General features: G+C 74.1%; 21 protein-coding genes, 1 other RNA gene and 1 pseudogene. 7 read left to right on the top strand and 16 right to left on the bottom strand.

Features of this window, described 5'->3' with window-relative positions:
* The 6 genes from IEX99_RS16400 to ssrA form a co-directional block, all read right to left on the bottom strand.
* The coding region (locus IEX99_RS16400; RefSeq protein ID WP_229678082.1) for a hydantoinase/oxoprolinase family protein at positions 1–1,808 on the bottom strand (1,808 nt) is incomplete at its 3' end.
* Between the two features lie 54 nt (positions 1,809–1,862).
* A complete protein-coding gene (locus IEX99_RS16395) occupies positions 1,863–2,270 on the bottom strand; it encodes a RidA family protein (protein WP_188902244.1) in 408 nt (135 codons plus the stop codon).
* A 13-nt stretch (positions 2,271–2,283) separates the two neighbouring features.
* Positions 2,284–2,502, bottom strand: coding sequence for a hypothetical protein (locus IEX99_RS16390; RefSeq protein ID WP_188902242.1), 219 nt, complete (start codon positions 2,500–2,502; stop codon positions 2,284–2,286).
* A gap of 27 nt (positions 2,503–2,529) precedes the next feature.
* Positions 2,530–4,203: a fumarate hydratase gene (locus tag IEX99_RS16385; protein WP_229678081.1), complete on the bottom strand. Its 1,674-nt coding sequence runs from the start codon at positions 4,201–4,203 to the stop codon at positions 2,530–2,532.
* A gap of 135 nt (positions 4,204–4,338) precedes the next feature.
* On the bottom strand, positions 4,339–4,833 hold the full coding sequence (locus IEX99_RS16380; RefSeq protein WP_188902240.1) for an SspB family protein: 495 nt from the start codon (positions 4,831–4,833) through the stop codon (positions 4,339–4,341).
* A gap of 80 nt (positions 4,834–4,913) precedes the next feature.
* Positions 4,914–5,250, bottom strand: a transfer-messenger RNA (tmRNA) gene (gene ssrA / locus IEX99_RS16375).
* 11 nt (positions 5,251–5,261) lie between these two features.
* On the opposite strand from ssrA, the gene thyX reads away from it, so the two are divergent.
* The 3 genes from thyX to IEX99_RS16360 all read left to right on the top strand — a co-directional run bounded on the left by thyX (position 5,262) and on the right by IEX99_RS16360 (position 8,507).
* Positions 5,262–6,200 carry an FAD-dependent thymidylate synthase gene (gene thyX / locus IEX99_RS16370; RefSeq protein ID WP_188902238.1) on the top strand — a complete coding sequence of 313 codons (939 nt, stop codon included), beginning with the start codon at positions 5,262–5,264 and terminating at the stop codon, positions 6,198–6,200.
* A gap of 263 nt (positions 6,201–6,463) precedes the next feature.
* A complete protein-coding gene (locus IEX99_RS16365) occupies positions 6,464–7,906 on the top strand; it encodes a leucyl aminopeptidase family protein (RefSeq protein ID WP_188902235.1) in 1,443 nt (480 codons plus the stop codon).
* A 175-nt stretch (positions 7,907–8,081) separates the two neighbouring features.
* On the top strand, positions 8,082–8,507 hold the full coding sequence (locus tag IEX99_RS16360; protein ID WP_188902233.1) for a MarR family transcriptional regulator: 426 nt from the start codon (positions 8,082–8,084) through the stop codon (positions 8,505–8,507).
* Between the two features lie 48 nt (positions 8,508–8,555).
* On the opposite strand, the gene IEX99_RS16355 is transcribed toward IEX99_RS16360, so the two are convergent.
* The 8 genes from IEX99_RS16355 to IEX99_RS16320 all read right to left on the bottom strand — a co-directional run bounded on the left by IEX99_RS16355 (position 8,556) and on the right by IEX99_RS16320 (position 17,339).
* Complete coding sequence (locus IEX99_RS16355) at positions 8,556–9,506, bottom strand: 2-hydroxyacid dehydrogenase (RefSeq protein WP_188902231.1); 951 nt, start codon at positions 9,504–9,506, stop codon at positions 8,556–8,558.
* A gap of 6 nt (positions 9,507–9,512) precedes the next feature.
* The gene (locus IEX99_RS16350; protein WP_188902229.1) at positions 9,513–9,986 is read right to left on the bottom strand and encodes a hypothetical protein; all 474 of its coding nucleotides are present in this window, start codon (positions 9,984–9,986) and stop codon (positions 9,513–9,515) included.
* Positions 9,983–11,596: an ABC transporter ATP-binding protein gene (locus tag IEX99_RS16345; RefSeq protein WP_188902227.1), complete on the bottom strand. Its 1,614-nt coding sequence runs from the start codon at positions 11,594–11,596 to the stop codon at positions 9,983–9,985. Before IEX99_RS16345 ends, IEX99_RS16350 begins: the two co-directional genes overlap by 4 nt.
* Positions 11,597–11,599: 3 nt before the next feature.
* Entirely contained in the window at positions 11,600–12,745 is a 1,146-nt protein-coding gene (locus IEX99_RS16340; RefSeq protein WP_188902225.1) for an ABC transporter permease, read from the bottom strand.
* Positions 12,745–13,872 (bottom strand): microcin C ABC transporter permease YejB, encoded by a 1,128-nt coding sequence (locus tag IEX99_RS16335; protein WP_188902223.1) that lies wholly within the window; start codon positions 13,870–13,872, stop codon positions 12,745–12,747. Before IEX99_RS16335 ends, IEX99_RS16340 begins: the two co-directional genes overlap by 1 nt.
* 16 nt (positions 13,873–13,888) lie before the next feature.
* Entirely contained in the window at positions 13,889–15,661 is a 1,773-nt protein-coding gene (locus tag IEX99_RS16330) for an extracellular solute-binding protein (RefSeq protein WP_229678080.1), read from the bottom strand.
* Positions 15,662–15,942: 281 nt separating this feature from the next.
* On the bottom strand, positions 15,943–16,740 hold the full coding sequence (gene hisN / locus IEX99_RS16325) for a histidinol-phosphatase (RefSeq protein ID WP_188902218.1): 798 nt from the start codon (positions 16,738–16,740) through the stop codon (positions 15,943–15,945).
* A 29-nt stretch (positions 16,741–16,769) separates the two neighbouring features.
* Positions 16,770–17,339, bottom strand: a complete 570-nt coding sequence (locus tag IEX99_RS16320) for a c-type cytochrome (protein ID WP_188902217.1) — start codon at positions 17,337–17,339, stop codon at positions 16,770–16,772.
* Positions 17,340–17,524: 185 nt separating this feature from the next.
* On the opposite strand from IEX99_RS16320, the gene IEX99_RS16315 reads away from it, so the two are divergent.
* Both IEX99_RS16315 and IEX99_RS16310 read left to right on the top strand, forming a co-directional pair.
* Entirely contained in the window at positions 17,525–18,271 is a 747-nt protein-coding gene (locus IEX99_RS16315; protein ID WP_188902215.1) for a 3-deoxy-manno-octulosonate cytidylyltransferase, read from the top strand.
* Positions 18,268–19,137, top strand: coding sequence for a prephenate dehydratase (locus tag IEX99_RS16310; protein ID WP_188902213.1), 870 nt, complete (start codon positions 18,268–18,270; stop codon positions 19,135–19,137). Before IEX99_RS16315 ends, IEX99_RS16310 begins: the two co-directional genes overlap by 4 nt.
* A 28-nt stretch (positions 19,138–19,165) precedes the next feature.
* Here IEX99_RS16310 and IEX99_RS16305 read toward each other — a convergent pair whose 3' ends face one another.
* Both IEX99_RS16305 and nudC read right to left on the bottom strand, forming a co-directional pair.
* Positions 19,166–19,495 carry a phosphoribosylamine--glycine ligase gene (locus tag IEX99_RS16305; RefSeq protein WP_188902211.1) on the bottom strand — a complete coding sequence of 110 codons (330 nt, stop codon included), beginning with the start codon at positions 19,493–19,495 and terminating at the stop codon, positions 19,166–19,168.
* Complete coding sequence (gene nudC / locus IEX99_RS16300) at positions 19,492–20,418, bottom strand: NAD(+) diphosphatase (RefSeq protein ID WP_188902209.1); 927 nt, start codon at positions 20,416–20,418, stop codon at positions 19,492–19,494. Before nudC ends, IEX99_RS16305 begins: the two co-directional genes overlap by 4 nt.
* On the opposite strand from nudC, the pseudogene IEX99_RS22840 reads away from it, so the two are divergent.
* A pseudogene (locus IEX99_RS22840) lies at positions 20,408–20,767 on the top strand (hypothetical protein); the annotation flags it as partial. The gene nudC and the pseudogene IEX99_RS22840 sit on opposite strands and share 11 nt — an antisense overlap.
* Complete coding sequence (locus IEX99_RS16295; protein ID WP_373285210.1) at positions 20,649–21,911, top strand: MEDS domain-containing protein; 1,263 nt, start codon at positions 20,649–20,651, stop codon at positions 21,909–21,911. The pseudogene IEX99_RS22840 and the gene IEX99_RS16295, both read left to right, overlap by 119 nt.
* The last annotated feature ends 158 nt before the right edge of the window (positions 21,912–22,069 follow it).

Below are 22,069 nucleotides of genomic sequence, written 5' to 3'. Positions count from 1 at the left end.
ACGACCTCCACGCCGACATCGGGCAGGCGGATGCCGTACAGCGCCTCGTAGGCGGATTCGAACGCCTCGCGGATCGCGGCCACGTCGCGCGCGGCGAGCGCGGCCCAGGGCAGCGTCGCCGTGACCTCGTTCTGCTGCCCGCGGTAGCGCAGGTCGGCCGCCACCGAGAACGCCGCATCGCGCGCCGCCACCCCGGCCTCGCCCAGCGCCGCCGCGCCCTCCTCGCGCATCGCCGCGAGCAGCGCGTCCACCTCCGCCCAGTCCAGCGCGGCCAGGTCGCCGAGCGCGCTGCGCGCCAGGTCGAGCCGCACCGGCGTGACCAGCGTGCCGAAGGCGGAGAGCACGCTCGCCATCGGGGGGAAGATCACCGTCGCGCAGTCCAGCAGCTCCGCCACGCGGCAGGCATGCACCGGCCCGGCGCCGCCGAAGGCGAGGACCGGCAGGCCGCGCCAGTCCAGCCCGCGGTCCGTCGCGTGCGCGCGTGCGGCGGAGGCCATGTTCTCGCACACCACCTCGAACACCCCGCGCGCGGCGGCGATCGCGTCCACGCCGAGGCGCTCGCCCAGCGCCGCGAGGGCGCGCAGCGCCCCGGCCTCGTCGAGCCGCATGTCGCCGCCGAGGAAGCGCCCCGCATCGAGCAGGCCGAGCACCAGGTCGGCGTCGGTCACCGTCGGCTCCGTCCCGCCCCGGCCGTAGCACGCCGGCCCCGGCTCGCTGCCGGCGCTGCGCGGCCCGACCTTGAGCAGGCCGAGCGCGTCCACGGCCGCGATCGAGCCGCCGCCGGCGCCGATCTCGATCATGTCGATCGCCGGGACCAGCACCGGGAAGCCGCTGCCGGGCTTGAAGCGGTAGCGGCGGTCCACCTCGAAGGCGCCGGTGACGAGCGGCCTGCGGTCCTGGATGATGCAGGCCTTCGCCGTGGTGCCCCCCATGTCGAAGGACAGCAGCCGGTCCATCCCGAGCAGCCCGGCGAAGTGCACGGCCGCGAGCGCGCCGGCGGCGGGCCCCGATTCGACCATGCGCACCGGGAAGCGCCCGGCCGTCTCCGTCCCCACGACGCCGCCGCTCGAGAGCATGATGAGCGGCCGGTTGGGGAAGCCGCGCCGCCCCAGCTCCGCCGCCAGCGCGCCGAGATAGGGGGCGACGATCGGCTGGGTGTAGGCGTTCACCACCGCCGTGCTCGCCCGCGGATACTCGCGGATCTGCGGCGCGACCTCCGAGGACAGCGTGACGTAAAGCTCCGGCGCGGCGGCGAGGATCGCCTCGCGCGCCGCCCTCTCGTTCGCCGGGTTGCGATAGCTGTGCAGCAGGCAGACGGCGACGCCGCGCACCCCCCGCGCCGCCATCGCGCGCGCCGCCTCCGCCGCCTCGGCCGGGTCCACCGCCCGCAGCACCGTGCCGTCCGCCAGGGTCCGCTCGCGCAGGGTGAAGGTCAGGTCCTCCGGCACCAGGGGGGTCGGGAACTCGATCTGCGGATCGAACATGTCGTAGCGGTGCTCGTCGCGGATGATCAGCACGTCCGCGAAGCCCTCGGTCGCCAGCAGCGCGGTCGGCGGGCCGCGGCGCTCGATCACGGCGTTGGTGACGAGCGTCGTCGCGTGCACCGTCACGTCGCCGACCTGCGCCGGGGCGATGCCGGCGCGCCCCAGGGCGAGGTCCACCGCGCGGAAGAAGCCCTCGAGCAGGTCGCGATGGGTGGTGAGGGTCTTGTCGGTGACGGCGTGCCCGTCGCGGCGGCGCAGCACCACGTCGGTGAAGGTGCCGCCGATGTCCACGGCCAGGGCCCAGCCGTCGGTGCCGCCGCTCATGCGTGCAGGATGCGGGCGGGTCCCGGCCCGGTCAACGCCGGGACGGCGCAGCGCCTATTCGGTCGCGGGCTCCGAGGGCGGCGCCGGAACGCGCGCCGTCACCTCGATCTCGATCCGCATCTCCGGCGTCTGCAGCCCGGCGTGGATCAGGGTGGAGGCCGGGCGCGCCCGGCCGAGGTGCCTCTTCACCACCGGCCAGCAGGCCGGCCAGTCGGCGCGGTCCGGCACGATGAACAGCACCCGCACCACGTCGTCGAGCGTGCAGCCGGCCTGGGCCAGCGCGGCGGCGATGTTGCGGAAGCACTGCTCCGCCTGCTCGACCACGCCCGGCGCGATGGTCATCGCCGCGTAGTCGTAGCCCGTGGTGCCGGAGACCCAGACGAGGTCGCCGTCCACCACGGCGCGCGAGTAGCCGATCTCCTCCTCGAACCGGCTGCCGGAGGAGATCAGGCGGCGCGTCACGCCGGTGCCCCCTTCAGCCCGGCGCGCAGACCAGTACGGCGACGGCGCCGTCCGGATCGGGCGAGGCCAGCAGCACGACGCGGCGGATCGTCGCGACGCGGCCTTCGTCGTCGGCCAGTTCCATGCCGGGCTGCGGGATGACGGGAAGCTCCAGCACGCCGTTGTCGCGCGCCGGCTCGCCGACGCCCAGCCCGTCCGCGTCGAACCAGACCCGAACCCGGTATCCCGCCATGGCCTTCGCCTCCTCCTCCGCCGCAGGCTATTCCAGCCCGTCGTAGAAGTCGTTGCCCTTGTCGTCCACCACGATGAAGGCCGGGAAGTCCTTCACCTCGATGCGCCACACGGCCTCCATGCCGAGTTCGGGATACTCCAGCACCTCGACCTTGGTGATGCAGTCCTGGGCGAGCCGCGCCGCCGGGCCGCCGACCGAGCCGAGATAGAAGCCCCCGTACTTCCGGCACGCCTCCCGCACCGCCCGCGAGCGGTTGCCCTTGGCGAGCATCACCAGGCTGCCGCCGTGGCGCTGGAATTCCTCGACGTAGGAGTCCATGCGCCCCGCGGTCGTCGGCCCGAAGCTGCCGGTGGCATAGCCCTGCGGCGTCTTGGCCGGGCCGGCGTAATAGACCGGGTGGTCCTTGATGTACTGCGGCAGGCCCTCGCCGCGGTCCAGCCGCTCCTGCAGCTTCGCATGGGCGATGTCGCGCGCCACCACCATCGGGCCGGTCAGCGAGACGCGCGTCTTCACCGGGTACTGCGACAGGGTGGCCCGGATCTCCTCCATCGGCCGGTTGAGGTCGATCCGCACCACCTCGCCGCCGAGGATCTCCTCCGTCGCCTCCGGCAGGTACTTCGCCGGATCGCGCTCCAGCTCCTCGAGGAACACGCCCTCCGGCGTGATCTTCGCCTTGATCTGCCGGTCCGCGCTGCACGAGACGCCGATGCCGATCGGCAAGCTGGCGCCGTGGCGCGGCAGGCGGATCACCCGCACGTCGTGGCAGAAGTACTTGCCGCCGAACTGCGCCCCGATGCCGAGGTCCTGCGTCAGCCTGTGCACCTCCGCCTCCAGCTCCGGATCGCGGATCGCGTGGCCCGCCTTGCTGCCCCTGGTCGGCAGCGAATCGAGGTAGCGCGTGCTCGCCAGCTTCACCGTCTTCAGCGTCGCCTCGGCCGAGGTGCCGCCGATGACGATCGCCAGGTGGTAGGGCGGGCAGGCGGAGGTGCCGAGCGTCCTGATCTTCTCCTCGAGGAAGGCGAGCAGCTTCGGCCTGTTCAGCACCGCCCGCGTCTGCTGGTAGAGGAAGGTCTTGTTCGCGCTGCCGCCGCCCTTCAGCACGAACATCAGGTGGAACTCGTCGGCGTGGTGCTCGCCGGGCGCCGCCATGATGTCGAACTGCACCGGGAGGTTGTTGCCGGTGTTCACCTCCTCGAAGGTGGAAAGCGGCGCCATCTGGGAGTAGCGCAGGTTCGTCTCGGTGTAGGCGCGGTGGACGCCGAAGGAGATCGCCTCCTCCTCGTCGCCCTCCACCCAGACGCGCTGGCCCTTCTTGCCGAAGACGATGGCGGTGCCGGTGTCCTGGCACATCGGCAGCACGCCGCCCGCCGCGATGTTGGCGTTCTTCAGCAGGTCGAGCGCGACGAAGCGGTCGTTCGCCGAGGCCTCGGGATCGTCGAGGATGGCGCGGAGCTGCGCGAGGTGCCCGGGCCGCAGCAGGTGGGAGGCGTCCTTGCACGCCTGGAGGGCGAGTTCCGCCAGCGCCTCCGGCTCCACCCGCAGCACCGTCCGGCCGTCGCAGCGCAGCGTGGAGACGCCGGCGATGGCGAGCCTGCGGTACGGCGTCGTGTCCTCGCCCAGCGGGAACATCGGGCTGTAGAGGAAGCCTTCCGGCCGCGCCGCGGTCGGGGCCGCGCCGGCGTCGTCGAGCGGTGGGGTCATGGGCTGGCGTCTCCGCGGCACGGTACGACCCGCGCAGCGGCGCGCCAAGCCGAACCGGTCGGTCACTCTCTCGGGAGGATCGTCCTAGCGCAGCCCCGGCGTGGCGCCAACCGCCGCCGGGCGCCGGCGGTCGGGTCAGCCGTCCCGCGCCGGCCGGCGACGGAAGGCGTCGAGGCTGACCACCTGTGGCGCGGGTGCCGCTTCCGGCGCGACGGGCGCCGCCGGCTCGGCCGGGGCTGCGGCCCCCTCCATCCGCGGCTCGAACCGCAGCCCGAAGCGCACGTGCGGATCGGCGAAGGCGGTCACGGCGGCGAAGGGCACCACCAGCGTCGCCGGCACGCCGCCGAAGGACAGGCCGACCGAGAACGCGCCCACCTGCCGGTCCACCGCCAAGTCCCAGAAGCGGTGCTGCAGGACGATCGTCATCTCCTGCGGATAGCGCGCCTTCAAGTGCCCCGGCATGGACACGCCGGGATGGTCGGTGCGGAAGGTCAGGTAGAAATGGTGCTCCCCCGCCAGCCCGTGCTCCGCCGTGTGCTCGAGCGCGCGGGCCACGACCTCGCGCAGGGCGTCCTCGGTCCAGCGGTCGTAGGGAAGGAGGCTCTCGGTCTGTCTCGCTTCTTCGCTCATACGCCCACCCTTCGTATGCAACTGTAGGGCGAAACCGACCGCCGGACAACACAAAGATGGCAAGAACGGGGCACGCGATAAGTGGGGGGCTTCTGTTGCCCGGCGCCCCCCGGGCCGCGCTTACCTGATGTCAGGCAGCGAGCGCCACAGCCTCGCGGCTGTTGTCGTTGGCACTTGTGGTTCGGCCCGATAACGGCGGAGCCATGCCGGGCGAAAACGACCCCTTTACCGCGCGCGTCGAGCCTGTTTCGCCCCCGTGGACGGCAGCGGACGGGCCAAGCCGCCGCTGCCGGGAAGGTGGTGGAGGCGCCGGGTACTGCCCCCGGGTCCGCTACGCTTATTCCGAGCCGCGTTTATCGCCATAGCCGCCGAGGCGGCGAACGGAATATAGGCCCGTCCGGCTCGCGAATCGAGGGGTGGATCGAGAGATGGCGCTGACCGCGGAGCAGCAGCAGGAGATCGAGGCCGCCCGTGCGGCCGAGCACCGCACCCGGCGCCCGACCGTCCCGGCGCTCGAGGCGATGCTGTTCCGGGCCATCCCGGTGCTCGACCACGGCTTCGTGCGCGTCATCGACTACATGGGCGACGACGCCGCGGTGGTGCAGGCGGCGCGCGTCTCCTACGGGCGGGGGACGCGGGCGGCGAACGAGGACCGCGGCCTGATCCGCTACCTGATGCGCCACCGCCACACCACGCCCTTCGAGATGTGCGAGATCAAGTACCACGTGAAGCTGCCGATCTTCGTCGCGCGGCAGTGGATCCGCCACCGCACGGCGAACGTGAACGAGTACTCCGCCCGCTACTCGGTCCTCGACCGGGAGTTCTACCTGCCGGCGCCCGAGCACCTCGCCGCCCAGTCGCGCGTGAACCGCCAGGGGCGCGGCGCGGTGCTGGAGGGCGCGGAGGCGGCGGAGGTGCTGGCCCTGCTGCGGGAGGACGCGGCGCGCAACTACGACCACTACCTCGCCATGCTGAACGAGGACGAAGCAGGGGCGAAGCGCGACGAATCGCGCCGGGGGCTCGCGCGCGAGCTGGCGCGGATGAACCTCACCCTCAACACCTATACGCAGTGGTACTGGAAGATCGACCTGCACAATCTGCTGCACTTCCTCTCGCTGCGCGCCGACCCGCACGCCCAGTACGAGATCCGCGCCTACGCCGAGGCGATGCTGGCGACGGTCGAGGCCTGGGTGCCGATGACCTTCGAGGCCTTCCGCGACTATCGCCTCGGCGCGGCGACCCTCTCGGCGCCGATGCTCGCCGTGGTGCGGCGGATGCTGGCGGGCGAGCCGGTGGCGCAGGAAGGGAGCGGCCTCTCGAAGCGCGAGTGGCGCGAGCTGATGGCGGTTCTCGGGCGCGAAGACTGACGACCGCCCCGGCCGGACCCCGCAGTCGCGCGCCGGCGAGACGGCTCTGCCCCCATCCCCGCCATGCCGCCCTCACCCGCCGGCCGCGCCGTGCTTCGCGCCGAGGGTGCATCGCCTTGGTGTTTGCCGGGGCGGCCGCTATGGTGGCGCCGCGAATCGGCGCGACGTGCCGAGATCCCGCGGCGGGCCGGCGACGCCGCAGCGATGGCCCGTCCGCTGGCGGAGCGCGGATCCGCCTCGGGACGAGCGAGGAGAACGCCGCGATGCTCGACTGCCTCCCGGCCGAATCGGACGCCGCCGGGATGGAGACATCGGCCCTGCCCCTGCACACGGCGCGCCCGGCAACCCTGGCGGCGCTGCGGGGCACGCTCGGCGCCGCCCAGGCGGCCTGGCTCGACTCGCTCGGCTTCACGGGGCGCCGTGGCCAGCTCGCCCTGCTGCCCGACGCGGGGGGAGGGCTGGCCGGCGCGGTGCTCGGCCTGGGGAGCGAGCCGGCCTCGCCCTGGCCGTTCGGGGCACTGCCCTATGCTTTGCCGGAGGGCAGCCTCTGGCGCCTCGGCGCCGGCGACCACGACGCGGCGGACGCGGTGCTCGGCTGGGGGCTCGGCGCCTACCGGTTCCGCCGCTTCAAGGGACCGGAGGCGGAGCGCGCGGAGGACCGGCCGGCGCCGGACCGCGCCCCGGCGCGGCTGCTCGCCCCGGCCGGCACCGAACCGGCCGTCGCGTCGGCCGCCGCCGCCTGGCGGGTGCGCGACCTGATCAACACCCCGCCCAACCACCTTGGTCCCGCCGAGCTCGCCGAGGCGGTGCGGGCGCTGGCGGCCGAGCACCCCGGGGCGACCTGCCGCATCCTCGAGGGCGCGGCGCTGGCCGAGGGCTTCCCGCTGATCGCCGCGGTCGGCGCCGGCAGCGCGCGCGCGCCGCGGGTGGCGATCCTCGAATGGCAGGGCAGCGCGGACGGGCCGCGGATCGCGCTCTGCGGCAAGGGCGTGTGCTTCGACAGCGGCGGGCTGGACATCAAGCCGTCGGCCGCGATGCTGCGGATGAAGAAGGACATGGCCGGCGCCGCGGTGACGATCGGCGTGGCCGGGCTCGTCATGCGCGCGCGCCTGCCGGTGCGCCTGATGCTGCTGGTCGGCGCGGTGGAGAACGCCGTCTCCGGCACCGCCATGCGCCCCCTCGACGTGGTGCGCAGCCGGAAGGGGCTGACGGTCGAGATCGGCAACACCGACGCGGAAGGCCGACTGGTGCTGGGCGACCTGCTCGCCCTGGCGGCGGAGCGCGGGGCCGAGGTGGTGCTGGATTGCGCCACCCTGACCGGCGCGGCGCGGGTCGCGCTGGGGCCCGACCTGCCGGCGCTGTTCTGCAACGACGAGGCGCTCGCGGAGACGCTGCTGACCGCCGGCCGGGCGTCGCACGACCCGCTGTGGCGCCTGCCACTGCATTCCGGATACGATTCTTGGCTGGACAGCGCGGTGGCGGACGTCTCCAGTGTCGGGACGAGACCGATGGCGGGGGCGATCACGGCCGCGCTTTTCTTGCAGCGGTTTGTTCCGAAGCGGGTGCGATGGGCGCATATAGACCTCTATGCCTGGAACGATTCGGCCCGGCCGGGGCGACCCGAGGGCGGCGAAGCGCAGGCGATGCGGGCCCTGTACGCGGCGATCGCCGCGCTGGCGGGGAGTGATGGCCGACCGGATCGGTAACGAAGTTGGGATGGAGTGGGAACTTTTCCGCCGCAGCGGCTCTGTGGTGGCGCGAGGGCTCGGACCGGCCAGGGACGCCGGACGCACGGTCCGCGGCGCCGCCGCCGACGCCGGTCCCGCCGCGAAGCGGAGCTAGGGGGCGGGGCGGCGGAAGGACCAGGAAGGGTTGCAGGACATGGCCGCACAGATCAATCCCGACCAGCTCGTCGGCATCCTGAGGGATACGGTCGTCGCGCTGGTCCGGCGGGACGGGCCCGATCTCTCCGCGCGGCAGCTCGGGGTGTTCCTCACCGTCTACCTGACGGACGGCCCCCATACGGTGCGCGGCCTCGCGGCCGAGCTGAACGTCTCGAAGCCGGCGATCACGCGGGCGCTGGACCGGCTGGGAGAGCTGGACCTGGCGCGCCGCAAGGTCGACCCGATGGACCGCCGCAGCGTGCTCGTGCAGCGCACTCTCAAGGGCAGCGCGTTCCTGCGCGACCTGCGCCAGATCATGGCGGACGCCGAGGTCGCGACGCGCGAGCTCGCGGTGGCGGAGCCGGCGAACGTCGAGACGGCGCCGGGCGCCGCCGGGGGGAGCGGCACGCGCCGCGCCGGCTGACGCCGCCGGCGGGCGCCCGGACGGCGCCGCGGACCGCGCCGCCGCGGCTCAGTAGCCGGCGGCGGGATCGACGAGGTTGATCAGCGGGCGCCCCGCCCGCATCCGACGGATGTTCTCGACCACCTGCGGCGCCGCGCTCCGCGGAATCGTGATGCTCGCCGCGTGCGGGGTGACGAACACCCTCGGGTGCGACCAGTAGGGGTGGTCCGCCGGAAGCGGCTCCGGCTCGAACACGTCGAGCGCCGCGCCGGCGACCTGGCCCGTGTCGAGCGCGCGCAGCAGGTCGGCGTCCACCACGTGGCCGCCGCGCGCGCCGTTGATCACGTACGCCCCGCGCGGCAGGGACCGCAGCAGCTCCCCGCCGAGGATGCCGCGCGTCTGCGGCGTCAGCGGCAGCAGGCAGACCAGGATGTCGGCGCGCGGCGCCATGGCCGCGAGGCCGTCCGCGCCGTGGAAGCATTCGACGTCCGCGAGCGCCTTCGGCCGCCGCGACCAGCCCATGACCGGGAAGCCGAGGCCGCGCAGCGCGCGCGCCGCGGCCCCGCCGAGCGCGCCGAGGCCGAGGATGCCGATGCGCCGCGCCGCCGTGTCGGGCGCCGGCAGCTCCTGCCAGATCCGCGCCGCCTGCTGCGCGCGGTATTCCGGGTCCTGCCGGTGGAAGCGCAGCACGTTGAGCAGCACCCACTCGGTCATGCCCTGGGTCAGCCGCTCGTCCACCAGCCGCGCCACCGGCACGCCGGGCGGCGGGCCCGGCGGGCGCAGCAGGTGGTCCACGCCGGCGCCCATCGAGACGATGAGCTTCAGGTTCGGGTAGCGCCGGAGCTCGGCCATGTCGTGCTCGGTCCAGACGACCGCGGCCTCGATGTCGGCCGGATCGCCGGCATCGGGGAACAGGCGGATGTCGAGCGACGGGTCGAGCGCGCCGAGCGCCTCCGCCCAGTCGGCCATCGCGTTCGCCCTGGTGGACAGCAGCACGGCGGTGCCCCTCGCGGTGCCCATGCGCGATCAATCTCCCCCTTCGAACTCGGCCTCGACGCGGCGCAGGAATTCGCGCCAGTCGTCGCGGCGCGTCGCCACCACCTCCCGCCCGTCCGGCAGCTTCGCGTAGAAGGACAGCACCCCCTTCGCCCACAGCCCCTCGAAGTTCCGCTCGGAGGCCAGCATGAAGGCGACGGTGCGGTCGAATACCCCGTCCGCGATGCGCGGCTGCACCTTGGCGAGCCACCACCAGGCGCCGACCGCGAGCACCGCGGCGCCGAGGTAGAAGTGGACCAGCGCCGTCGCGCCGAAGGAGCCGACGAGGATCAGGGCCGCGGGCCAGACGTTCTCGCCCTGGCGGAAGACCGGCGAGCCCGGGCTGTTCATCTTGCGGATGTGCACGCCGAGCTTCAGCCGCTCGGATTCGAGCAGGCGGCGCAGCCGCTCGAGATCGGGGCTCGTCGCGGAGGACGAGGCTGCGGCGGGATCGGGGACGTTCACGTGCGGACCACCTCCGGCTCGGCGGCGGCCAGCTCGAAGGCCGCCGCCATCAGCGCGCGCGTGTAGGGCTCGCGCGGCGCCGCGATGATGCGCTCCGCCTCGCCCTCCTCGACCACGCGCCCGTCCCTGAGCACGATGATCCGGTGCGCCATCGCGCGGACCACCCGCAGGTCGTGGCTGATGAAGAGGTAGGCGAGCCGGTGGCGCTCCTGCAGCGCGCGCAGCAGCTCCACCACCTGCGCCTGCACCGAGACGTCGAGCGCGCTGGTCGGCTCGTCGAGCACGACGAGGCGCGGCTTGAGCACGAGGGCGCGGGCGATCGCGATGCGCTGGCGCTGGCCGCCGGAGAATTCGTGCGGGTAGCGGTCCGCCATCCCCGGATCGAGCCCGACCTCCTCGAGCGCCGCGGCGACCGCCCGGCCGCGCTCGGCGCGCGAGAGGTGCGGCTCGTGCACCGCGAGGCCCTCGCCGACGATCTCGGCCACGGTCATGCGCGGCGAGAGGGCGCCGTAGGGGTCCTGGAAGACGATCTGCATGCGCCGGCGCAGCGGCCGCAGCCGCTTGCGGTCGAGGCCCTGGATCGGCGCACCCTCGAAGCGGATCGGGCCCTCGCTCCCCTCGAGCCGCAGCAGGGCGAGGCCGAGCGTGGTCTTGCCGCTGCCCGATTCGCCGACCAGGCCGACCGTCTCGCCCTCCCGGATCGCCACCGAGACGCCGTCCACCGCCTTCACGTGCCCGACGGTCCGCCGCAGGACGCCGCGGCGGATCGGGAAGTGCACCTTGATCCGCTCCGCCTCCATCACCACCGGGGCGTCCGGCGCCACCGGCGCGGGGCGGCCGCGCGGCTCGGTGGCGAGCAGCATGCGCGTGTAGTCGTGGCGCGGGGCCTCAAACACCGCGGCCACCGGGCCCTGCTCGACCGCCCGGCCGTCCTTCATCACCACCACCCGGTCGGCGTGGCGGCGCACGATCTGCAGGTCGTGGGTGATGAGGAGCAGCGCCATGTTCAGCCGGCGCTTGAGGTCGGCGAGCAGCTCCAGGATCTGCGCCTGGATGGTGACGTCGAGCGCGGTGGTCGGCTCGTCGGCGATCAGCAGCTTCGGGTCGTTGGCCAGCGCGGCGGCGATCATCACCCGCTGGCGCTGCCCGCCGGAGAGCTGGTGCGGATAGGCGGCCAGCCGCTCCTCCGCGTTGGCGAAGCCGGCGCGGCGGAGGAGGTGGATCACGCGCTCGCGCAGCGCGGCGCCGCGCATCCCGGGCTGGTGCAGGACCACCGCCTCCGCGACCTGGCGGCCCACCGTGTGCAGCGGGTTGAGCGAGGTCATCGGCTCCTGGAACACCATGCCGGCGACGCCGCCGCGCAGGCGCCGCAGCTCGTGCTCGGGCGCGCGCAGCACCTCGGTCCCGTCGAGCAGGATGCGCCCGGCCGGGTTGGCCCCGCCGGGCGGCAGCAGGCGCAGGCAGGAGAGCGCGGTGACGCTCTTGCCGGAGCCGGACTCGCCGACCAGGGCGACCGTCTCGCCCGGCTCGACGGCGAAGGAGACGCCCTCGACCACGCTCCGGCCGCGGAAGGCGACGGCGAGGTCCTCGACGGTGAGCAGCGCCGGCACCGCTCAGGCCGTCCCGGCGCCGGTCGGGGTCGCGGTGCCGCCATGGGCGTGGTTCGGCATCCGCGTGTCGGGGTTCGGCACCCGCTCCGTGAGCGGTGCCGCCGCGGCGGCCTGCGCGCCGCCCGGCAGCTTGCGCGGGTCGAAGGCGTCGCGCACCGCCTCGCCGATGAAGGTGAGCAGGCTCAGCATGGCGCCGAGCACGACGAAGGCGGTGAAGGCGAGCCAGGGGGCCTGGAGGTTGTTCTTGCCCTGGTTCACCAGCTCGCCGAGCGAGGGCGAGCCGGGCGGCAGGCCGAAGCCGAGGAAGTCGAGCGAGGTGAGGATGACCACCGAGCCCGAGAGGATGAAGGGCAGGAAGGTCAGCGTCGCCACCATGGCGTTGGGCAGGATGTGGCGGAACATGATCCGCCCGTCGGAGACGCCGAGCGCGCGCGCCGCGCGCACGTAGTCGAAGTTCCGCCCGCGCAGGAACTCCGCCCGCACCACCCCGGTCAGCCCCATCCAGGAGAACAGCAGGAGGAAGCCGAGCAGGACCCAGAAGCTCGGCGTGATGATGCTGGCGAGGATGATGAGCAGGTAGAGCTCCGGCATGCCGCGCCAGATCTCGATGAAGCGCTGGAACAGGAGGTCGGTCAGCCCGCCGTAGAACCCCTGCACCGCGCCGGCCGCGATGCCGATGACCGAGGAGACGAGGGTGAGGGTGAAGCCGAACAGCACCGAGATGCGGAAGCCGTAGATCACCCGCGCCAGCACGTCGCGCGCCTGGTCGTCGGTGCCGAGCCAGTTGCGCGCCGAGGGCGGCGAGGGCGCGGGACGGCCGAGGTCGCGCACCACCGTGTTGTAGGCGTAGGGGATCAGCGGCCAGACGGCCCAGCCGCCCGCCTCCCGGAACTCCTCGATGAAGCCGCGGTCGTGCCAGTCCACCGCGGTCGGCAGGCCGTCCGCGATGACGTCGCTCTCGGCGTAGTCCACGAGGACGGGGACGTACCAGCGCCCGTCCACCCGCGCGACCAGGGGGCGGTCGTTGGCGATGAACTCGGCGAACAGCGTCACCACGAACAGCGCGGCGAAGATCCAGAGCGACCAGTAGCCGCGCCGGTTGGCGCGGAAATTCTCGAGCCGCCGGCGGTTGAGGGGCGAGAGCGCCATCAGCTCCGGGCCTCGAAGTCGATGCGCGGGTCCACCAGCGTGTAGGTGAAGTCGCCGACGATCTGCATCAGCAGCCCGAGCAGGGTGAAGATGTAGAGCGTGCCGAACATCACCGGGTAGTCGCGCCGGATCGCCGCTTCGAAGCCGAGCAGGCCGAGCCCGTCGAGCGAGAACACGATCTCGATCAGCAGCGCCCCGGTGAACAGGATGCCGATGAAGGCCGAGGGGAATCCGGCGATGATCAGCAGCATCGCGTTGCGGAACACGTGGCCGTAGAGCACGCGCCGCTCGCCCGCCCCCTTGGCGCGGGCGGTGACGACGTACTGCTTGCCGATCTCGTCGAGGAAGGAGTTCTTGGTCAGCATCGTCAGCCCGGCGAAGCCGCCGATGACGAGCGAGAGCGTCGGCAGCGCCATGTGCCAGGCGTAGTCGAGCGCCCGCTCCCAGAACGGCCAGGCCTCCGAGCCCGGAGTGGCGAGGCCGCGCAGCGGGAACCACTGCAGGAAGGTGCCGCCGGCGAACAGCACGACGAGCAGGATGGCGAACAGGAAGGCCGGTATGGCGTAGCCGACCAGCACGATGCCGGAGGTCGCGACGTCGAACCGGCTGCCGTCGCGTACCGCCTTGCGGATGCCGAGGGGGATCGAGACCAGGTAGATGATCAGCGTGGACCACAGGCCGAGGCTGATCGAGACCGGCATCTTCTCGATGATCAACTCCACCACCGGGCGGTCGCGGAACAGCGACCGGCCGAAGTCGAAGCGGAGATAGCCGCCGAGCATCTCGAGGAAGCGCACATGCGCCGGCTTGTCGAAGCCGAAGGTGCGCTCGATCTCGGCCACGATCGCCGGGTCGAGGCCGCGCGCGCCCTGGTAGGTGCCGACCGGGCCGGTCCCGCCCGCGCCGGGGGCGCGGCCGGCCTCGCCGGGGCCGGGCGGCGCGGCGCGGATCTCGCCGCCGCCCTCGCCGGTGATGCGGCCGAGTGTCTGGCCCTCGCCGCGCAGCTCGGCGAGCATCTGCTCGACCGGCCCGCCCGGCGCGAACTGCACGACCACGAAGTTGATCAGGATGATGCCGAACAGCGTCGGCACCACCAGGAGCAGCCGCCGGAGGAGGTAGGCGCCCAACTCTCTCGCGTCCGCGCTACCGCCGCTGCGGCTCCGCCGCCGCGCGCCGGCCTTCCTCGACCGCGCCCTCGCGCCCGCGCTCCACCCACCAGGAATCGAGGCCGAGGTCGTAGCGCGGGTTGCGCGGCGGGCGCCCGAACTTGTCCCAGTAGGCGACGCGGAAGCTCTGGATGTGCCAGTGCGGGACGACGAAGTTGTGCCAGAGCAGCACCCGGTCGAGCGCGCGGGTGCGCGCCACCAGCTCCGCCCGGTCGGGCGCGGCGATCACCAGCTCGACCAGCTCGTCGATCACCGGGTCGCAGATGCCGGCGACGTTCCGGCTGCCCGGCTCCTCGACCTTGGCGCAGGTGAAGAAGTCGCGCTGCTCGTTGCCCGGCGACAGGCTCTGCGGGATCACCTCGACCGTCATGTCGTAGTCGAAGCTCTCGATCCGCTTCTGGTACTGCGCCGGGTCCACGGTGCGCACCTGCACCGACATGCCGAGCCGCTCCAGCCATTCCCGGTAGGGCAGGGCGACGCGCTCGAAGCTCGGCGAGGAGAGCAGGATCTCGAACTCGAAGGGCCGTCCCTCCGCGTTCACCAGGCGCCGGTCGCGCACCGTCCAGCCCGCCTCGCGCAGCAGCCGGAGCGCGCGCCGCAGCGCGTCGCGGTTGCTGCCCGAGCCGTCGGTGACCGGGAGGCGGTACTCCTCGGTGAACACCTCCTCGGGGATGCGGCCGCGGAAGCCCTCCAGGATCTCGCGCTCGCGCCCCTCCGGCAGGCCGCTCGAGGCCAGCTCGGAGTTGGAGAAGTAGGAGGTCGTGCGGGTGTAGGCGCCGTAGAACAGGTTGGCGTTCATCCACTCGAAGTCGAACACCTCGATCAGCGCGCGGCGCACGCGGGCGTCCCGGAACAGCGGGCGGCGCAGGTTGACGGCGAAGCACTGCATGCCGGTCGGGATCTCGTGGCGGATCTCCTCGAGCCTCACCAGGCCGCGCCGCGCCGCGGGGAAGTCGTAGGCGGTCGCCCAGTCCTTGGCGACGTTCTCGGTGCGGAAGTCGATCTGGCCGGCCTTGAAGGCCTCCAGCGCCACGGTGTTGTCGCGGAAGTACTCGTAGCGGATGCGGTCCCAGTTCGCCGTGCCGCGCATGGTGTTGAGGTCGCGCGCCCAGTAGTCCTCGACGCGGCGATAGACGATCGTGCGCCCGGGCTCGAAGCGCTCGATGCGGTAGGGGCCGGAGCCGAGCGGGATGTCGAGGCTCGGCCGCGCGAAGTCGCGGCCCTCCCACCAGTGCTTCGGCAGCACGTACATCTGGCCGATGATCTGCGGCAGCTCGCGGTTCTGCGCCGTGCGCAGGCGGTAGACGACGCGGCGCGGGCCGTCCGCCTTCACCTCCGCCACGTCGGCCCAGTAGGCGCGGTAGAACGGGCGGCCATGCTGGCGCAGCGTCTCGAAGGTCCAGACCACGTCCTCGGCGGTGATCGGGCGGCCGTCGTGCCAGCGCGCGCCTTCGCGCAGCTCGTAGGCGATGGTCAGGCGGTCGGCGGAGAGCTCGATGGTCTCGGCGAGGTGGCCGTAGTCGGTCGCCGCCTCGTCGGCGCTGGTGCGGGTCAGGCGGTCGTACAGGTTGCCGATGCCGACCGCCGCCGTGCCGCGCAGGACGAAGGGGTTGAAGCTGTCGAAGCTGCCGATCGCGGTCAGCGCGATCTCGCCCCCCTTCGGCGCGTCGGGGTTCACCCAGGGCCAGTGCGGAAAGCCGGGCGGCAGCGCCGGTTCGCCGAGCAGCGACAGGGCATGGGTGCGGACCACCGCGCCGTCCTCCGGGGGGGCGGGCGGCGGACGGGGCGTGGCGGCGCCCGGCTCGGCGCGGGCGATGCGGGACGGCCCGAGGGCGCCCAGGGCGCCAAGGGCCAGAAGGTCACGGCGGCGCATGTCGCGAAGGTATGGTGCCCCCGCCCGCCCACGGCAATGGCGGAGGGGCGTTTCCGCCGGCCTGCCGGCGCGGCGGCGGCGCCATCGGCCCTCGGCGCGCCTCGCGCAGGGGGATGGCGACCGCCGTGCCGCGCGGCGCCAGGCCCGACGCGCCCCGGTCAGCCGCCGAGCAGGCCCACCGCTTCCGGCAGCAGCGCCGGGTCGCCGACCGCGAGGACCCGGCCGTCGGATTCGAGGGTCAGCGGCCGACCGTTCCAGCCCGTCACGCGCCCGCCCGCGCCCTCGACCACGGGCACCAGCGCGGCCCAGTCCCAGGGCTTCATCGTGCTCTCCGCCACCACATCCAGCAGGCCGAGGGCGAGCAGGCCGTAGGCGTAGCAGTCGCCGCCCCAGGTCACGCGCCGCGCCGCGGCGCGCAGGCGCTCGAAGCCCGGCCGCTCCTCGGGGCGGAACATGTCGGGCGAGGTGCAGGAGAGCTCCGCCTCGGCGAGCCGCGCGCAGGGTCGGCAGCCGACTGTCCCGCCGAGCGGCGAGCGGAACCGGGTCTTGCGGCCCGCCACGCCGAGCCAGCGCTCGCCGGCGGCCGGCTGGTCGATCAGGCCGAGCACCGGCCGTCCCCGGTGCAGCAGTCCGATCAGGGAGCCGAACAGGGGGCGGCCGGTGACGAAGGCGCGGGTACCGTCGATCGGATCGACCACCCACACCCACTCCGCGTCGGCGCGCTCGGCGCCGAACTCCTCCCCGATCACGCCGTGATCGGGGAAGCGGGCAGCGATGAGCTCGCGGATCGCGCGCTCCGCGGCGCGGTCGGCCTCGGTGACCGGGGAGGCGTCGCCCTTGGCCTCGACCAGCAGGGCGGAGCGGAACAGCGGGCGGATCACCGCGCCGGCCGCGTCGGCCGCGGCCTCGGCCGTGGCGACGAAACCCGGCGCGAGCGGCGGCGCGTCGGCCGGCACGCGAGGCTGCACCGGCGGGCGCGGCGCCCTCAGCGCGCCGGCGCGCCGGCCGCGGCCGCCTCGGGGGCGGGCGCGCCGGGGGAGATGGAGCGCAGATAGGCGATCAGGTCGGCGCGCTGCTGGGCGTTCGCCATGCCGGCGAAGGCCATGCGGTTGCCCGGCGCGTAGGCGCGCGGATTGGCGAGCCAGGCGTTCAGCTCCTCGTAGGTCCAGGGCCCCTCCTTGGCGCGGAGCGCCGCCGAGTAGTTGAAGCCCTGCACATGGGCATGCGGCGCGCCCACGATGCCGTAGAGGTTCGGGCCGACGCCGCTGCGTCCGCCCTCGTTGAAGGTGTGGCAGGCGGCGCAGAGCCGCCGCGCGAGGGCCTCGCCGTTCTGGGGATCGGCGCTGGCCAGCAGGGGGGTGATCGGCTCCAGGGCGGGGGCGGCCGGGGCCGCGGGCTGGGCCACCTGCGTGGCGGCCGGCTCGCCGATGCGGATCGCGCTCTCATGCGGCATGGTCGGATGGACCACCATGCGGCCGATGAAGCCCGCCACTCCGAAAGCGACCCCCGCCGTCAGGATGGCGGCGAGGATCTTGTTGAGTTCCATGCTGTCCATGCGCGGACCGAACCCTCTCCCTGCGCCGCCGGGCGGCGGGCGCCGATGCCAACGAGGCGGCCCGCCGGAGCCGGAGTTTGCGCCGCGGGGCCGCCTCGCCTAAAAGCCGGCCGGACCATAGTGCGCTCCCTCCGCCCCATCAACCCGTCGCCGGCAAGGCCGTCGCCCGCTCCACCGCCCCGCGCGTGAACCCGATCGTCGTCATCCCCGCCCGCATGGCCGCGACGCGGCTGCCGGGCAAGCCGCTCGCCGACATCCACGGCCGGCCGATGGTCCTGCACGTGCTGGACCGGGCGCGCGAGGCGGCGATCGGCCCCGCCGCGGTCGCCTGCGCCGAGCCGGAGATCGCCGCGGCGGTGCGCGCCGCGGGCGGGCGCGCGGTGGTGGTGGCGGAGGACCTGCCCTCGGGCACGGACCGGGTGCACCGCGCGCTCGCCGCGCTCGACCCCGCCGGCGCGCACGACGTGGTGGTGAACCTGCAGGGGGACTTCCCGACCCTCGCGCCCGAGGCGCTGCGCGCCGTGCTCGCCCCGCTCGCCGACCCGGCGGTGGACATCGCGACGCTGGTCTGCCCGATCGCCGACGCGCGCGAGGCGGAGACGGAGTCCTTCGTGAAGTGCGCCTGCGCCTTCGCGGGCGAGGCGCGGGTCGCGCCGGCGCTCTACTTCTCGCGCCTGCCGATCCCCTGGGGCGAGGGACCGCGCTGGCACCACATCGGCATCTACGCCTTCCGCCGCGCCGCCCTCGACCGCTTCGTGGCGCTGCCGCCGAGCCCGCTCGAGCGGCGCGAGCGGCTGGAGCAGCTCCGGGCGCTCGAGGCCGGCATGCGGATCGCCGTCGCGCGGATCGCGCACGGGCCGTTCGGCGTGGACACGCCGGAGGACCTGGAGCGCGCTCGCCGCGCCCTCCTCCCGTCCGGGGAACCGCAATGAGCACCGACCGGGGCCGCCGCGTCATCGCTTTCCAGGGCCTGCCCGGCGCCTATTCCGACCTCGCCTGCCGCGACGCCTATCCGGGCTGGACGACGCTGCCCTGCCCGAGCTTCGAGGCGGCGATGGCGGCGGTGCGCGAGGGCCGCGCCGAGCTCGCCATGCTGCCCTGCGAGAACTCGCTCGCCGGCCGGGTGCCCGACATCCACCGCCTGCTGCCCGAGTCCGGCCTCTACGTGGTGGGCGAGCACTTCGAGCGGGTCGAGCACTGCCTGCTCGCGCCGCGGGGCGCGACGGTCGCGACCATCCGCCGCCTGCACAGCCATCCGGTGGCGCTCGGCCAGGTGCTGAGGCTGATCGAGGAGCTGAGGCTCGAGCCGGTGATCGAGGCGGACACCGCCGGCGCCGCGGCGATGATCGCGCGGCGCGGCGGGGTGGAGGACGCGGCGGTGGCCTCGGCGCTGGCGGCCGAGATCTACGGCCTCGAGATCCTGCGCCGCAACGTCGAGGACGCGCCGCACAACACGACGCGCTTCTACGTCATGGCGCGGGAGCGGCGCGACCCGCCGCCCGAGGCGCCGAACACCGTCACCACCTTCGTCTTCCGCGTGCGCAACGTGCCGGCGGCGCTCTACAAGGCACTGGGCGGCTTCGCGACCAACGGCGTGAACATGACCAAGCTCGAGAGCTACATGCTCAACGGGCACTTCACGGCGACCCAGTTCCTCTGCGACGTGGACGGCCACCCGGAGCAGCCGCCGCTCAAGCGCGCGCTGGAGGAGCTCGCCTTCTTCTCGCGCGAGCTGCGCGTGCTCGGCGCCTATCCGGCGCATCCCTACCGGCTGGACCAGGCCGCGGCGGGGGATTGAGCGAGGGGCGGCGCTCGGCCCGCCGCCCTCAGAACGACTGCCGCACCGGCTCCACCCCGCCCGGCATGGCGGCGCCGCGGCGGCGCATGCAGTCGCGGAAGGCGCGGATCTCGGCGATGCGGCGCTCCTCGCCGACGCGCAGCGCGTTCTGCTGGTTGTCCGCGTTGAGCTCGCGCGCCAGGCGCCGCACCTCGGGGCTGCCGCGCGCCTCGGCGCGGCAGAGCGCGGCCTCGGGCGATTCCGGATCGGCCGGCGCCTCGGCCGCGCGGCGCGGGCCGCAGGCGGCGGCGAGCAGAACCGGAAGCAGCAGCGCCGCGAGCCCGGCGCGGACGGCGGGGGTGTGGCGGGGCGGGGTCATGCCAGGGCGAGCCAGTCCTCGATCAGGCGGCGCGCGATCGAGTCCACGCGCGGCAGGGAGAAGCCCAGCGCCTCGCTCTCGCGCAGCTCGGCGCGCGAGAACCAGCGCGCGTCGCGCAGCTCGTCCGGGTCTATGGCGATCTCCTCGCTCAGCGCCTCGGCGTGGAAGCCGAGCATGATCGAGGAGGGGAAGGGCCAGGGCTGCGAGGAGTGGTACTGCACCGCGCCGACGCGCACGCCCGTCTCCTCGAGCACCTCGCGCCGGACCGCCTCCTCCAGGCTCTCGCCCGGCTCGACGAAGCCGGCCAGGGTCGAGTACATCCGGGTGTTGGGGAAGCGGTGCGAATGGCCGAGCAGGCAGCGGTCGCCGCGCACCACCAGCATGATTACCGCCGGGTCGGTGCGCGGGAAATGCTGCGCGTCGCAGCCCGTGCACTGCATCACGTGGCCCGCGCTCCGCGGCTCGCACGGGTTGCCGCAGACGCCGCAGAAGCGGTGCTTCACCCGCCAGTGCATCAGGCCGCGGGCATGGGCGAGAACGGAGGCCTCGCCCGGCGGCAGCAGCCCCGCCACCTGGCGCAGGTCGGCGAAGGTGCCGACGCTCTCGGGCAGCAGGGGCAGCGGGTCGTCGGCGGTGGAGCAGTCGACGGCGAAGACCGCGCGCCCTCCCCAGAAGCCGAGGAAGGCCCAGGGGCCGCCCGCCATGCGCAGCCGCTCCGCCGCGCCGCCGCTGATCAGCAGCGCCTCGGGGCGGCCCTCGGCGACGCCCTTCATCAGGTTGCGGGCGCGCCAGACCGGGACGAAGAGGCTGTCCGGATCGGCGAGCGCCCGGGCGATGAACGCCGCGTCGTCGCGGCGGCCGGAGGCGCGGTCGAGCGGGCTGCCGGTGTAGGCGTTGGGGCGGCTGGCGGGGATGGAGAGCATGCGGGGGCGGACGGTGCCACGCGCGCGCCGCCCCGGCAACCGCGCCGGCGCCCGCCTCCGCCGCGGCTGTCGGATGAACCGGTTGTGTCCCGGGCGCCGCGTTTCCGGTTTCCGGGACGTGCTGCCGGGGCCCCGGCGGCGCCTATGCTCGCGCCGCGCGAGCGAGGAAGGTCCTCGATGCGGCAGCGGCCATGGGCGGACAGCGGCATTCCCGCAGTCGGGCCGGTGCGCTGGGGGCGCCCATTTCTGCCATTTCTACGAGACCGCCGAGGACCTCGCCGATACGCTCGTCCCCTACGTCAAGGCGGGCCTCGACGGGGACGGGCAATGCCTGTGGTTCGCCGCCCCGCCGCTGCGCGCCGCCGACGCGACGGACGGACGCGCTGCGCAACGCCGTGCCGGACCTCGACGCGCGGATCCGCCGGGGCCAGATCGAGATCCTCGACCACGAGGCCTGGTACGGCCACCGCGTCGGCAAGGTGGGCGCCGACGCGATCATCGCCGGCTGGCTCCGCCGCAAGGGCGAGGCGCTGGCGCGCGGGCGCAGCGGCTTCCGGCTGGCCGGCAACACCTCCTTCCTCGAGGCCGCCGACCGGGACTCCTTCGCCGAGTACGAGGCCAGGGTGAACGCCTGCTTCTGCGACCACCGCGTGGTGGCGCTGTGCAGCTACTGCGCCGGGCGCTGCGACGCGGGGGCGGCGATGGACGTGGTGCAGAACCACGGTTTCGCCCTGGCGCGGCGGCGCGGCGCGTGGACGATGATCGAGAGCGGCTCGGTCAAGCTGGCCAGGGAGGAGCTCCGGCGCCTCAACGCGGAGCTCAAGGACCGGGTCGCCGAGCGCACCGCGGGGCTGGCCGCGGCGCTCGCCGAGCGTGACGCGCTGCTGCGGGAGCTGCACCACCGGGTCAAGAACAACCTGCAGGTCGTGGCCAGCCTGCTCGGCCTGAAGGCGCGGCAGTTCGACGCGCCGGAGGTGCGCTCCGCCTTCGGGGACACGCTGCGCCGGAGCCGGGCGATGAGCCTGGCGCACGAGGCGCTCTGCCGCCCGCCCGCCGGCGCGATCGGCCCCGACGAGGTGGACTTCGGCGCGTATCTCCGCGCGCTCGGCCGGGCGACCGCGGACAGCTTCGGCCTCGGCTCGCGCGTGGCGATCGAGGTCGCGGCGGAGGGACAGGTCGTCGGGCTGGATGCCGCGGTGCCGCTCGGGCCGGTCGCGGCCGAGGCGGTCACCAATGCCTGCAAGCACGCCTTTCCCGGGGGGCGGGCCGGACGCCCGCGCATCGTCTTCCGCGCCCCGGCCGGCGGCGGAAGCGGCGAACTGGTGGTGCGCGACGACGGGGTGGGGATGCCGCCGGGTGCAGCGGAGAGGGACGGCGCGGAGGGGGAGGGCGCGGGCGGGCGCGGACGGCGGCGTGGCGCCGGGATCGCGCTGGTCGAGGGCATCGCCCGGCAGGTCAGGGGCCGGGGTGAGCATCGCGCCGGCCGGCCCTGACGGAGGCACGGAACTGCGGCTCGTCTGCGCAGGGTGACGCGACGCGCCATGCGGGCCGTCCGCCCCTCGGCGAAGCCGGCCATGGGGCCGTGCGCTGCCGATCGCCGCGCTCGGCCCGATGCCGATCCGTCCGGCGCGGGGGGCGGGGCGGCTCGCGC

Origin of the sequence: Caldovatus sediminis (assembly GCF_014644455.1) — a bacterium.
Taxonomy (GTDB): domain Bacteria; phylum Pseudomonadota; class Alphaproteobacteria; order Acetobacterales; family Acetobacteraceae; genus Caldovatus; species Caldovatus sediminis.
Note: the sequence above shows the minus strand (reverse complement) of the source record. Positions and strands in the feature narration are given on the sequence as shown.

What these genes read in the sequence shown, in the direction of transcription:
- IEX99_RS16390 (WP_188902242.1), bottom strand. Translation starts at nt 2,502, where the DNA reads ATGGCGGGATACCGGGTTCGGGTCTGGTTCGACGCGGACGGGCTGGGC.
- IEX99_RS16310 (WP_188902213.1), top strand. Translation starts at nt 18,268, where the DNA reads ATGAGCACCGACCGGGGCCGCCGCGTCATCGCTTTCCAGGGCCTGCCC.
- IEX99_RS16380 (WP_188902240.1), bottom strand. Translation starts at nt 4,833, where the DNA reads ATGAGCGAAGAAGCGAGACAGACCGAGAGCCTCCTTCCCTACGACCGC.
- nudC (WP_188902209.1), bottom strand. Translation starts at nt 20,418, where the DNA reads ATGCTCTCCATCCCCGCCAGCCGCCCCAACGCCTACACCGGCAGCCCG.
- IEX99_RS16340 (WP_188902225.1), bottom strand. Translation starts at nt 12,745, where the DNA reads ATGGCGCTCTCGCCCCTCAACCGCCGGCGGCTCGAGAATTTCCGCGCC.
- thyX (WP_188902238.1), top strand. Translation starts at nt 5,262, where the DNA reads ATGGCGCTGACCGCGGAGCAGCAGCAGGAGATCGAGGCCGCCCGTGCG.
- IEX99_RS16355 (WP_188902231.1), bottom strand. Translation starts at nt 9,506, where the DNA reads ATGGGCACCGCGAGGGGCACCGCCGTGCTGCTGTCCACCAGGGCGAAC.
- IEX99_RS16360 (WP_188902233.1), top strand. Translation starts at nt 8,082, where the DNA reads ATGGCCGCACAGATCAATCCCGACCAGCTCGTCGGCATCCTGAGGGAT.
- IEX99_RS16320 (WP_188902217.1), bottom strand. Translation starts at nt 17,339, where the DNA reads ATGGACAGCATGGAACTCAACAAGATCCTCGCCGCCATCCTGACGGCG.
- IEX99_RS16365 (WP_188902235.1), top strand. Translation starts at nt 6,464, where the DNA reads ATGCTCGACTGCCTCCCGGCCGAATCGGACGCCGCCGGGATGGAGACA.
- IEX99_RS16385 (WP_229678081.1), bottom strand. Translation starts at nt 4,203, where the DNA reads ATGACCCCACCGCTCGACGACGCCGGCGCGGCCCCGACCGCGGCGCGG.
- IEX99_RS16305 (WP_188902211.1), bottom strand. Translation starts at nt 19,495, where the DNA reads ATGACCCCGCCCCGCCACACCCCCGCCGTCCGCGCCGGGCTCGCGGCG.